Raw genomic sequence first — 12555 nt, 5'->3', positions numbered from 1 at the left:
TATGACTTTAGCGCTCTCAGAGGCAGTGCGATCGCACTTGTAGAGGAATTTCGGGTGCGATCGCCCCTCTACAAAGATTAACCGAACATTTGGTGTTCTCTGAATTCAAATTCCTCTTATCGAGGCCAAACTTTAATCGCTATCTCAGCTAAATATTCAGCACGAGTTTTAATTGCCTCTTCATCCCAAATATTTATCTTGCGGAAATATTGGTTTAAAGTAACATTACTATCTCTTAAAAGAATTACCTTCTTTTCAAAAGATCCGTTAGATAACTCAGAATTATATCCTGTTAATGTAAGATTACCCAAAGTGTGCAGCCATTTTTTTTGTACATTGCTGTAATTAGCACCTAACATCTGCTGCCACTCTTTAGGTAAAGGTGACTTCTGGGGCATAATATGCTCAATAGACAAATCTTTGAAATCAACGCACTCCTTGGTCAACGAGTCCTCAATACTCTCTAGCAGAAGCTTTACCCTATTATTTACACTTGAACTTTTACTGTATAAAGCTTCATTGCACAGTCCTTTACGGAATTCATCATCGTCAGGCCAGCGTTGATTTTTCTCGAAACTTATTAGAACTGCACGTAAACCACTTACCAAATCATTAGGATTATTGTCTTTAACTTGATTGTACAAGCTATTAAATACTGCCCCTAAAGTCCTAGTAGAAACTCTAGCAAGCCAACGGCGTACAAAGTAAGACTCTAAATACCTGAGAGTCTGTTCAAATTCTGTCAGTGATAAGCATTTCTCTTGATATTCATTATAAACATTCATCAAGAATATATGACACGTCTTAAAATCCAATCTCTCAAAGCGCTTAAACCAATTTTTCAGCCTAGGTTCTGACTCTTCATCTTCAAAATTAAGACGCTTGTAATAGTTAGTAAATTTTATCAAGTTTTGCAATTGCGTTTTGATTCCTAATTCCGGTTTTTCATACGATTTTGCCGAGTCATCAAAGCGCTTTTTAATAGTTTTATAGACCTCTTTTTCGTTAACAGCCTGTCCATCTTTACGTAGATAGAACAAAAAAGCATTAGTCAATTTCTCTGCATAATCCTTTTCCATATTAGCTTTAAAGCTTTCTTGAAGAGGAAACCATTCTGTTTTGTACACTTCTTCTCGTTCTTCATTAGGCAGCTTCATAAATATATAATTGCGAACTAAATCTGCCTGACTAAGTTCTTCTCCCTTGTTGTTTAAGCTTTCAAAAATAAGATAGGGGTTATCGTTGGTATCAGAAGTAATATTTACTAATACTAAACGCTCTAAGATAATTGTTTTCAACTTGCTCAAGTCAAGAGGAATATCCTGGTCTGGCTCATGTTTCTTCATTTGCTTATCAAAAAAATTATAAGCTTTATATATTTGTCCTAACTGTAATTCTTTATTTTTTCCTTTAGTTACCTTACTATCGATTATGCTCTTATATGCTTCGCGATCATCCTGGGTAGGCAGTACTTTATAATGCTCATCATTCTTTTGATACTTGTTTATCAAGTAAAATTCCTGTATTTGTTCTGACATTTGTTTATCAGATTTCTTGAGATGATTCCGTAGTACTGCTAAGAGAATACTAAGGGTGGTGAGACGTTGTTGCCCATCTATAACTACATATGGAGTGATACCGTCGGCTGTTCCTAATTCTGCTTGTGTTACTATAGATCCAAGAAAATAAGAACCTTTTACCTCATCACTATATATACTCATCAAATCATTCCACAAAGCTTCCCAGTTCTCGTCTTTCCAAGAATATGGTCGTTGAAAAAGAGGTATTTGAAACTGTTTACCACCTTCTAGTAAGTTGCGGAGAGTAGTTTCTGATGCTTTCATTCTTACTTGTAACTTAATGTACTGTTCTATACAATGATAAACTGATTTTCATATCATGAAAGACTAATTTCAAATGAATTTGCACGAAAAAGTCCGCACTGGCGGACTTTTTTAGTGTAACTTAGAGTTTAGCTTCAGGGCATCTTATAGATATTCTCTTACTTCCTACCAGCCCCCGTCGGCATACCCAAAATATCCTCAATCTTGGGCATTTCTTCCAACGGAATCACTCTACCTTCATCCTCAAAACCAGCAATTTGATCAAAGTTCAAATACCGATACAAATTATCAGCAAAAGGATGAATCTTATTCGCCACAATATCAAGATATTCCTCTACTGTAGGAATCCTACCTAACAGCGCACAAACAGCTGCTAATTCAGCTGAACCGAGATAAACTCGCGCATCTTGCCCCATACGATTGTTGAAGTTGCGAGTAGAGGTAGAAAACACTGTCACACCATCTGCAACTCGCGCCTGATTACCCATACACAAGCTACATCCTGGCATTTCTGTTCGCGCACCTGCAGCATTGAAAATGTCATACACACCTTCTTGTTTCAGTTGCTGTTCATCCATGCGAGTTGGCGGACAAATCCACAACCGAGTCTTCACAGAACCTGCACCTTCTAAGACTTTACCAGTTGCACGATAATGACCAATATTTGTCATGCAAGAACCAACAAAAACTTCTTGCACTGGATCATTGGCAACTTCCGATAATAATTTGACATTATCGGGGTCATTAGGAGCAGCGACAATAGGTTCTTTAATTTCGTTTAAATCAATTTCAAGAATTTCCGCGTATTCTGCGTCTGCATCTGCTTCTAATAGCACTGGATTTGCTAACCATTCTTCCATCTTGGCAACACGACGCATGATAGTACGCTCATCGTGATAGCCGCGTGCTACCATATTTTTTAACAACGCGACATTAGAACGCAGATATTCAGAAACTGTCTCAATACTGAGCTTAATAGTACAACCTGCACAGGAACGTTCAGCAGAAGCGTCAGTGAGTTCAAAAGCTTGTTCAACTTTCAAATCTGGCAAACCTTCTATTTCCAGAATCCGCCCAGCAAAGACATTTTTCTTGTTCTTCTTCTCTACCGTTAGTAAACCTTTTTGAATTGCGACGTAGGGAATCGCATTCACAATATCCCGCAAAGTGACACCAGGTTGCAACTCACCTTTAAATCTTACCAAAACAGATTCTGGCATATCCAACGGCATGACACCCAACGCCCCTGCAAACGCGACTAACCCGGAACCAGCGGGGAAGGAAATACCTAAAGGAAAACGAGTGTGGGAATCGCCGCCAGTTCCCACGGTGTCGGGAAGTAGCATCCGGTTTAACCAGGAGTGGATGATTCCATCGCCGGGGCGTAATGCGACTCCACCACGAGAGAAGAAGAACTCAGGTAGTTCTTGATGAGTTTTGATATCAATAGGTTTGGGATATGCTGCTGTATGGCAAAAACTTTGCATCACTAAGTCAGCAGAAAAACCCAGACAAGCGAGTTCTTTTAACTCGTCGCGAGTCATCGGTCCTGTGGTATCTTGAGAACCAACGGTTGTCATAATCGGTTCGCAGTAGGTACCGGGACGAACACCTGATAAACCGCAGGCTTTACCCACCATTTTCTGTGCTAAGGTGTAGCCTTTACCTGTGTCAGCAGGTTGCTGGGGACGAGTAAAGACTGTACTGGGTTCTAAACCAAGTGCAAGTCTTGTTTTGTCAGTGAGGGTACGTCCAATGAGTAAGGGAATACGTCCACCGGCGCGAACTTCATCAAGAATAGTATCAGGTTTGAGGGTGAAGGTGGAAATGACTTCGCCTGCTTCATTGGTGATGTTTCCTTTGTAGGGATATATAGTTATCACCATCCCGGTTTCCATTTTGCTGACATCGCATTGGATGGGGAAAGCACCAGCATCCTCAGCTGTGTTGAAAAAAATTGGGGCAATTGTACCGCCTAAAATATATCCACCTGCTCGTTTATTGGGTACAAAAGGAATATCATTTCCAATGTGCCATAATACAGAATTGATTGCTGATTTACGAGAGGAACCTGTACCAACGACATCTCCCACGTAAGCGACAGGATATCCTTTTGTCTTTAACTCGGCGATCGTTTGCAACGCACCCGGCATTCTACTTTCTAGCATTGCTAAGGCGTGTAAAGGAATATCTGGGCGAGTCATAGCTTGGGGTGCAGGGGATAAATCGTCTGTGTTTGTCTCACCCGGAACTTTAAAAACAATAACGTTAATGAATTCTGGTAAAACTGGACGAATAGTAAACCACTCAGCTTCTGCCCAAGAGTCTATGACTCGTTTTGCGTAAGGATTGGTTTCGGATAATTCCAAAATATCGTGGAAGGCGTCATATACCAGCAGGGTTTTGCTTAAGGCGGTGGCGGCGTATGCTGCTATGGGTTCTTTTCCTTGCCCACCCATCACCAAAGGAGTTTCGGAAGATGATGATAAGGATACACTCGGAGTCTGTAAGAGTTCGATTAATGATTGGACATTGTAGCCACCTACCATCGTCCCCAGTAATTCTACAGCTTCGATGGGTGAAATCAAGGGGCTAGTGATTTCCTCTTTGGCAATGGCGGTGAGGAAACCAGCTTTGACATATGCGGCTGGATCGACTCCAGGAGAAATGCGATCGCGCAACAATTCCACTAATGTTTCCTCTTCACCCGCAGGCGGATTTTTTAATAATTCACACAGTTGTGACGTTTGATTTGCATCTAAAGGTAAGGGGGGAATGCCTAGTTCGGCTCTTTCGGCAACGTGTTTGCGGTATGATTCCAGCATTCTACTCTCCAAATATTCTGTCCACAATTGGATTTAGTTTTTACAATCACTTGCCATTCATTATGGGTAGTTTTCCCTGATTGTCGGTAACAAGCCAGATGAACAGGCGAGAAATCTCCCTAGGTGAATTTTTTCGTCTAGCAAGGACTTATAATTATCACTGGATAGCGCCCTAGCGAGTCAAGCTCTTTCCAGTTAAGCTTCTTGCTTTGCGATTTTTTGTTGAGTTGTCCATCTCTTTCTAAGATAAGATATTTGACTTATCTATTGCATCGCACTGCTATTATATATGTCCAAAACACACACCGTTGAAATTATCCACCAAGGCAAAACTCATACTTTGCAAGTTCCCGAAAATCAAACAGTTCTATCAGTTGCTGATGCCGCCCAATTGGGTTTGCCTAGTTCCTGTCATGCTGGTGTTTGTACAACTTGTGCTGCCCAAATTCTTTCTGGAAACGTGGATCAAAGTGATGGCATGGGAGTCAGCCCAGAATTACAAGCAAAAGGTTATGTCTTGCTTTGCGTTGCTTATCCTCGTTCTGATTTAAAAATTGAAACCGAAAAGGAAGAAATTGTTTATCAGTTGCAATTTGGTAAGTAGAGACGCTGCAAACAGCGTTTTCATACATCAGCCTTTACGTGTCTCTATTAAGTAAGGAGTCAAACAATGACAACCCATTTTATTACCGCTGAAATTGACTTACAAGAAACTCCCACAGAACTGCAAAAAGCCATTGAAGTCGAGTTAAAAAAACACGGAGAACCTTTGCGTTGGGCAGTCACATCTACAGACGTGAAACAACAATCATGCACTGTTGAAGCCGTTGTTACCACAGAAAGCTAATACTTAATAGCTAATAGCAACTGTTAGTGTTTAGTTGATATTAAAAATCACTAACCACTAACAAATAGCAATTTTTTTGACTTTTCACTCTTGAGTTGATTCGTGCGTCAATATACCGCTATCTTAATTATCCCTACTGGCATTGGAGCAGCAATCGGAGGTTATGCAGGAGATGCATTACCAGTTGCAAAAGCTGTTTCACAGGTTTGCGATCGCCTGATCACTCACCCCAATGTTCTCAACGGTGCCAGTTTGTACTGGAACCTGCCCAATACTTTCTATGTTGAAGGTTACGGACTTGACAAATTTGCCGCTGGATGCTGGGGTTTACGTCCAGTTCATCAAAATCGAATAGGTTTGCTTCTTGACCAAGGAATAGAACCAGAATTACGGCTACGACACTTACAGGCAGCAGATGCAGCCAGAGCAACCCTGGGATTATCCTTAACAGATTACGTCATAACGGATGCACCATTAAACGTAGAATTACGGCAATCCGCATCAGGAACAAGTTGGGGAACGATAGGCAACCCAGATAGTTTATTACGGGCGGCGGAAATCTTGATCAAAAAAGTGGGAGCAGAGGCGATCGCAGTTGTTGCTCGTTTTCCTGATACTGTTAATGAACAAGCAGATCAAAACTATCGCTTAGGTAAAGGAGTCGATCCGATTGCTGGTGCAGAAGCAGTGATCAGCCATTTAATAGTGCGAACTTTTCAAGTTCCTTGCGCCCATTCACCCGCCTTTTTTCCCTCTCCTCCAGATTTCAATTTATCTCCCCGTTGTGCTGCTGAAGAATTAGGCTATACTTTTTTACCAAGCGTACTTGTTGGTTTGAGCCGCGCACCCCAGTTTCTAACTGGAGCATCAAATGAATTATTTGAATTTGGTGATATTTGGGCAAACCAAATTGATGCAGCAATTGTACCAGCAACCGCTTGTGGCAATAGTGCTTTACTGAGTTTAAGTCACAGCAGGCGATGTCAAATTATTACTGTGGAGGAAAATCAGACTCAGGTACAAGTTCGACCTCAACCATTAGGGATAAAATCAGTACAGGTAAACACATATTTAGAGGCAGTTGGTGTCTTAGTCGCCCTCAAAGCAGGCATTAACCCATCTGCTCTGAGTCACAATATATCGCCTTTACAATTTCTCATAAACAGTTAAGAAGTTATTAATTTCCTTTGTCCCTTTGTCAACGGACATTTCTCTGAATGGAGGTTCGTAGGCAAGTTTCCCTAATTGGGGAGCCACTGTGGTGCCAAGAGTTGTTTGAGCGGAGGTTTCCTCCGTATGCGCTTTGCGCACGCCCAAAGGGCTAACGCGCAGCATCTGGTGAAGGAGAATCAAAGCTATGCCCTACGGGCACGCTGCGCTATCGGGAGGTCCCCTCCGTTGTAGCATGTGGCGTGCGACTAAGATGGAACCCTCCGCACAAAGGCTGGCTTCCCTTGTCTCCCTTCGCTTAATTCAAAATGATCAATTCAAAGTGCAAGATTATTTTTAAAACTTTAAATTTAGAACTTTAAATTTAGAACTTTAAATTTTAAATTTTGAATTTTGAATTTTGAATTTTGAATTTTGAATTTTGAATTCGTTTGTCCCCTCATACGGTTATCGTGGCACAACAGCAAAAGCAAGAGCCAGAAATCCCTGATTTGACACGCACTCAAGTGCTGGTGGCGATGGGAGTGACTGCAATTCTTTTATGGATAATCGCCAAGCTATGGTTACAAGTTGGTAACTTTTCTCTCCTGTCTTGGCGCTGGGATGAAAGAGAATTGCTTTGGGGAGTCTTGTTAGGCTTAGGCATCACCGCTTTAAGTGGCTTAGCTTATCGCCTATGGCTTCCCTATCGTAGAAGTGCTAATTTCTACTTAGAAATGGTGCTAAAACCTTTAGCTTTGCCAGACTTGATATGGCTAGGGTTACTACCAGGATTGAGTGAAGAATTGTTATTTCGAGGTGTGATGCTACCAGCCTTTGGATTTAGCCATGTAGCTGTCATTATTTCAAGCGTTTGTTTTGGTATCTTACACCTGAGTGGTTCTCAACAATGGCCTTATGTTATTTGGGCAAGCATTGTCGGAATATTGCTAGGTTACGGTGCTCTTTGGAGTGGTAACTTATTGGTACCAATTGTCGCTCATATTCTGACGAATTTGATTTCCAGCTATTTATGGAAAATTGGGCAGTCTCAGGTGATAAAAAATTAAAACTGTACACAGTGACCAGTACACAGTGACCAGTACACAGTACACAGTACACACTGATAACTGATAACTGGTAACTGATAACTGATAACTGATAACTGATAACTCTGGCGAAACCCGGTTTGGTGATCACCTGTCAAAATCTGACTTGGTGACTTTTTGTACTAGGATGTGAATGTCGCTTTTTGCAATTGTGCAGCAAGGGCGATCGCCAGAGGCAAAATCCGATGTTCCTGAACTTGAATCCTCGCGTGGAGCGTTTCTGTTGTATCATCAGGCAACACAGGTACCGCCGCTTGCATCAAAATCGGACCACTGTCCATTTCTAAACGAAGAAGATGCACAGTACAACCAGCAATTTTTACTTTCTCAGCAAGAGCTTGTTCTACAGCACGTGAACCCTTAAAACTAGGTAACAAACTAGGATGGATATTAATAATCTTGTCAGGAAACGCATCAATAAAAACTGATGTTACCAGCCGCATCCAACCTGCCATAACTACCAATTCCACATCATACTCTCGCAAAGTTTGCACAATTTGTCTATCCAAATCTTCGCGGCTTTTGTAGTCACGGTGATTGAGAAGCACAGCAGGAATACCCCACTTTGCGGCGCGTACTGCGGCATAAGCATCTGGATTATTGTAGATTAAAACTTGAATTTGGGCAGACAATTGCCCGTCTTTGATTGCTTGGGCAACAGCCTCAAAATTACTCCCACTTCCAGAAGCCAGAATTCCCAATTTTATGGGAAATTGTGTACTCAGTGTGTCAGCGCTGATATTCGGAGACACTAGGCTAGGGATAAAATCAGGACGAAGCGTCATAGCAGCAGGGAGGATAAATCAGTAGATGCCAAAAATATATACTAAGTCGTGGCTAGATAATGACACAGTACATGTCTTAATGATTTGTAACTTTTGTTCATCATTTTGCCAGTAGAAGCATTTTTAAAAATGCTTCTAAATACATATTTTTAAACATCACAATATGTATTCAAATATGAGTGAAAGACGATTAAAAGGTAGATTATGTTTATTAATTACATTACCTTAATGTTAATAAATTTAGTAGCTGGGCTAGTTCTGCTTGCTGGTTACGTGTATTTTGGTCTAGAGCATGCGAATCAGAAGCGCTGGATTCCGGGTTTTGGTATGACAGGAGCAATTGCACTTGTGACTGGCTTACACATGACTTTCACCTGGCCCGTTAATGGAAGTTACAATATTGCTTATGGTGAAACGACGATTTTGTTTGGAATCTTATTTATCGCCACTGCCATAGCGTTAGCCCAAGGTTGGGATTTATTGACAGTAGCAGTTTACGGTTTCTTCGCTGGACTAGCAGCTATTGTGATTGGAGTACGTATTATTAACCTGGAGTTGACAAGGAATCCGTTACTATCAGGAATTGGATTTCTCCTCACAGGATTGGCAGGAGTTTTTGCCGCACCAACACTGTATTTGCAAACAAATCGCACCTTGCGGATAATTGGCGCGATTGTATTAATAGCCGCTGCTTTCATTTTTGCTTTTACAGGTTATCTAGCCTATTGGGGTCATCTTGCTAATTACTCTAATTGGAAGTCCTTACCCATGCAAACACCTTAGAGCACTAAGTTCTGAGTCCAGCTTTCGCGCTCAGTAAACATTTGTAACTTAGCACTGCCTTGCTAAAATATCAAATTTCTGTGACCTTTATCACAAGATTTTGACGTAAATAAAGAGTCCAGGCTTTTAGATTAAGGCTTTTCCTGATTTTGCTGGTTTTTTTCTCAATTTTTTTAGATTGTTGACTCAGCTTGTATACTTTTGAGGTGTAATCTCAAAAATACAGTGATTTTTGGTATCCCCAGTTTGGATATGTTACACCCAGAGGTCAATACCATGAGAAACTTTGCTGAAAAACACGAATTCATTCTTAGTCAAATAACAGATCAATGTTTTCAACAAAGGGACTTAAGTGGATGCGACTTAAGTGGTATCGACTTGAGAGCAGTTGATTTAAGTGGAATTAATTTGATCGGAGCAGATTTGCGCTATGCAAATCTAAGTTGTGCAATCCTCACTGGTGCAAACCTAAGTGGCGCAAATTTAATGCAAGCTAATCTGCGGGAAGCTTACTTATATGAAGTTTCTTTATGTGAAGCGAATTTAAGTCATGCTGATTTAACAAATGCAAATTTGTGTGGGGCTTTCTTATGGCGGGTGAAGTTATGTAAAAGTAAGCTCTGGGCAGCTTCTTTGTGTGATGCTGACTTGAGTGAAGCCGACTTAACTGAAGCTAACTTAGTGGAAGCATCACTCATCAAAGCCAATTTAGTCAGAGCTAATCTTGCAGGAGCAAAGCTTTGTGGAGCAAGGTTACCAGAAGCCAATTTAAATCAAGCTAACTTAAGTGCTGCTGACTTGACATGGGCAAATCTAATGGAGGCAAATTTGAATGAAGCAAACTTGTGGGAAGCAAATTTATCGCATGCAAAACTAGAAGGTGCTATCATGCCTGACGGAACTATTCACCAACCTCAAATATTCTTTTTTAATGAATAAAAAGTGGTTGGTAAGATATTAGATATCTGATATCTTGCACAATTGTCAAGAGAATCCAAAAACCGGGTTTCTAAACCAGAAATTAAGGTTTATACGAGCAGATATTCTCAAGAAACCCGGTTTTTCACTCAGGTGTAAGATATGAGATATCTAATTTCTGTCTGATTTTTTGTTACGACTGTCACAAGAATTTGTAATTCGTAATTATTGCGACCTTGGATTACGAATTACGGATTATTCGGTGTTCTAGGATTCCTATAGTTAAAATTCTCGACGCGAAAAGAGAAAAATAGCTATGACTAATAGTAAAATAATGTACATTAAGCCATAGCCAACATTCAAAATGAGAGACATCGTGTCAGGTAGCGCTGCTAAACCATACACAGCTTCATTTTTCAAATCTAATCGAGATAAATCTGGTAAGACAAGATATAAAGCTTGAGTGATACGTTCAATGCTAGAATTGCTACTCAAACGATTCAGTTGTAGTATATCTTTGGTAACGTTTCCTATCAGATATACTGCAAATGTTAAGGCAGTGGCTAACAAAGAATTCGTAAATACACCCAAGGTCAACGCTACAGCAGTGATTAAGGATGACTGTAAAAAGAGAAAAACGACAGCAATAACGATGCTTGCTATCGGTAATGGGATATTTCTAAACTGCAAAAATCCCAGATAAATGAGCGTCATAGCAGCGATGAGTACAGCTAGCACTGCTAAGAAACCAAAGTATTTGCCAACAATCAATTCACTGCGGCTTAAAGGTTTGGCAATCAATACCAAAACCGTACGTTTCTCAATTTCTTTGTTAATCAATGCTGTACCAACAGATATAGCCACAATCAAGCTAAAGAGACTCATTGCTGCCAAACCAAAGTCTAAAAACATTTTGTCCTCTGTTGAGGCAGCAAATTTAGGAAGTAAAAGAAGAGCAGCTGCGAGTATTAAAGCATAAAAAACAATAATGTAAAGGATGCGATCGCGCACGACTTCCCGAAACACATTACTTGCTAATACAGAAACTCTGCCGAAATTCATAGAAAATTAATCCTTCTCTATTCATTCTTCTTTTTTGACTTCCCTACTTTTGTTCTCATTACTGTTGCGCTGGTGGTGAACCTGCAAAGAATAAAGTTTTTCTTTCGCAATCGATTTCAGCAGTCGTATTTTTGTCTTCGGTTTTCTTAACAGTTTGACTGGAGATACTTCCAGATGTTAACACCGGATCAATTCGACATGATTTCAATAAGTAATATCCACGGGGATTAGAACTAGGACCACCCCAGATACTTAAGAGATCCAATTTGTATGCATCCTTGACCCCAGATACACGCGGTTCAATACGCCATAAAAACCTTTCTTCATATTCCGCCAAGGTTACTTGTATGACTTGCTTGCCTAAGTTACCTACGTTTTGTCCGGCATTAAGTAACCATTGTTCCACTTGTGACCACGGTTGTCCAGCTATTTGTGCTTCCACTTGTGGGGCAAGTTTATCTAAAATTAAAACACCGTTTTTGGGAATCTTGTCAGTTGATAGTGTTTTCATCACAAAAGCACTGCCCTGATAATTGTCTACTAGCAAACTGGGATATTCATTTAACCAATTTTCTGTGACAAAATAGAATTTTAACCAGCAGCTAATCACCATACAACTGCCAACTAAAATAAGAATTTTTTGGCGTTCTTCTATTTTGGGAATTTGAGCTTTGGCTTCTGTACCAGTTCCTTCAAAAAATTCTGGAATTGCAGTAATAATTCCTGAAATCGTTGGCCAAAGAAAAATTGTTCTTGGTGTAAAAACATTTTCTTCATGACCAAAAGCAAAAACACTGACCAGAAATCCGGTAATAACTGCCCCTATAGGCATATTAGTCCCAGGAATGTATAACGGACTATCTGTGGTATACCAAGCAGTACCAAAAATCAAAAATAACCAACCGCAAAATGCAATTAGATCCTTGACAAGCCCCACACAAAGAGATGACATTAACCAAGAAAAAAGACTCAAATAAATTAAAGTTTGCCAAGAGTAAGCTTTCGGAGGAATTAAGATTTTTTTGATGCGCTCGTAAACGCTTTCCACAATTCCAAATAGACCAAAGACATCTCTTATGAGTTGCATTTCTTCTCCTTCAATAATTAAGGTTTTTTGTTTTTATTCATTGGTTTGAATGGCGGAAAAATCAATTGTCAATTCTCAATTCTTAATGAAGCAATTCAAGCCGATGCATTGTTAGCTAAGTTTTTTCATCAATTCTCAATTTGAAA

11 protein-coding genes are annotated in these 12555 nt (G+C 40.2%); 6 read left to right on the top strand and 5 right to left on the bottom strand.

All coding sequences use genetic code 11. The annotated features are described in order from the left end of the window. Positions 1–116: 116 nt before the first annotated feature. Both DP117_RS03930 and acnB read right to left on the bottom strand, forming a co-directional pair. Positions 117–1844 carry a DUF262 domain-containing protein gene (locus tag DP117_RS03930; protein ID WP_169217030.1) on the bottom strand — a complete coding sequence of 576 codons (1728 nt, stop codon included), beginning with the start codon at positions 1842–1844 and terminating at the stop codon, positions 117–119. 158 nt (positions 1845–2002) lie between these two features. Continuing rightward, entirely contained in the window at positions 2003–4669 is a 2667-nt protein-coding gene (acnB, locus tag DP117_RS03925; RefSeq protein ID WP_169217029.1) for a bifunctional aconitate hydratase 2/2-methylisocitrate dehydratase, read from the bottom strand. Positions 4670–4958: 289 nt separating this feature from the next. Here acnB and DP117_RS03920 point away from each other — a divergent pair, with 289 nt between their 5' ends. From DP117_RS03920 to DP117_RS03905, 4 genes are all read left to right on the top strand, one after another. Continuing rightward, on the top strand, positions 4959–5273 hold the full coding sequence (locus DP117_RS03920) for a 2Fe-2S iron-sulfur cluster-binding protein (RefSeq protein ID WP_169217028.1): 315 nt from the start codon (positions 4959–4961) through the stop codon (positions 5271–5273). 66 nt (positions 5274–5339) lie between these two features. Further along, entirely contained in the window at positions 5340–5516 is a 177-nt protein-coding gene (locus DP117_RS03915; protein WP_169217027.1) for a hypothetical protein, read from the top strand. A gap of 102 nt (positions 5517–5618) precedes the next feature. After that, the gene (locus tag DP117_RS03910; protein WP_169217026.1) at positions 5619–6686 is read left to right on the top strand and encodes a DUF3326 domain-containing protein; all 1068 of its coding nucleotides are present in this window, start codon (positions 5619–5621) and stop codon (positions 6684–6686) included. Between the two features lie 452 nt (positions 6687–7138). After that, a complete protein-coding gene (locus DP117_RS03905) occupies positions 7139–7735 on the top strand; it encodes a CPBP family intramembrane glutamic endopeptidase (protein ID WP_169217025.1) in 597 nt (198 codons plus the stop codon). Between the two features lie 161 nt (positions 7736–7896). Here the strand turns inward: DP117_RS03905 and purN are convergent, their stop codons facing one another. Next, positions 7897–8559, bottom strand: a complete 663-nt coding sequence (gene purN / locus DP117_RS03900; protein WP_169217024.1) for a phosphoribosylglycinamide formyltransferase — start codon at positions 8557–8559, stop codon at positions 7897–7899. A gap of 204 nt (positions 8560–8763) precedes the next feature. Here purN and DP117_RS03895 point away from each other — a divergent pair, with 204 nt between their 5' ends. Together DP117_RS03895 and DP117_RS03890 are read left to right on the top strand one after the other, a co-directional pair. Next, positions 8764–9342: a DUF981 domain-containing protein gene (locus DP117_RS03895; RefSeq protein ID WP_169217023.1), complete on the top strand. Its 579-nt coding sequence runs from the start codon at positions 8764–8766 to the stop codon at positions 9340–9342. A 276-nt stretch (positions 9343–9618) separates the two neighbouring features. After that, positions 9619–10281 carry a pentapeptide repeat-containing protein gene (locus tag DP117_RS03890; RefSeq protein WP_169217022.1) on the top strand — a complete coding sequence of 221 codons (663 nt, stop codon included), beginning with the start codon at positions 9619–9621 and terminating at the stop codon, positions 10279–10281. 261 nt (positions 10282–10542) lie between these two features. Here DP117_RS03890 and DP117_RS03885 read toward each other — a convergent pair whose 3' ends face one another. Beyond that, positions 10543–11322, bottom strand: a complete 780-nt coding sequence (locus DP117_RS03885; RefSeq protein ID WP_169217021.1) for an ABC transporter permease — start codon at positions 11320–11322, stop codon at positions 10543–10545. A 58-nt stretch (positions 11323–11380) separates the two neighbouring features. After that, positions 11381–12409 carry a septal junction protein FraD gene (gene fraD, locus DP117_RS03880; RefSeq protein ID WP_169217020.1) on the bottom strand — a complete coding sequence of 343 codons (1029 nt, stop codon included), beginning with the start codon at positions 12407–12409 and terminating at the stop codon, positions 11381–11383. Positions 12410–12555: the final 146 nt, after the last annotated feature.

Origin of the sequence: Brasilonema sp. UFV-L1 (assembly GCF_012912105.1) — a bacterium.
GTDB lineage: Bacteria > Cyanobacteriota > Cyanobacteriia > Cyanobacteriales > Nostocaceae > Brasilonema.
Note: the sequence above shows the minus strand (reverse complement) of the source record. Positions and strands in the feature narration are given on the sequence as shown.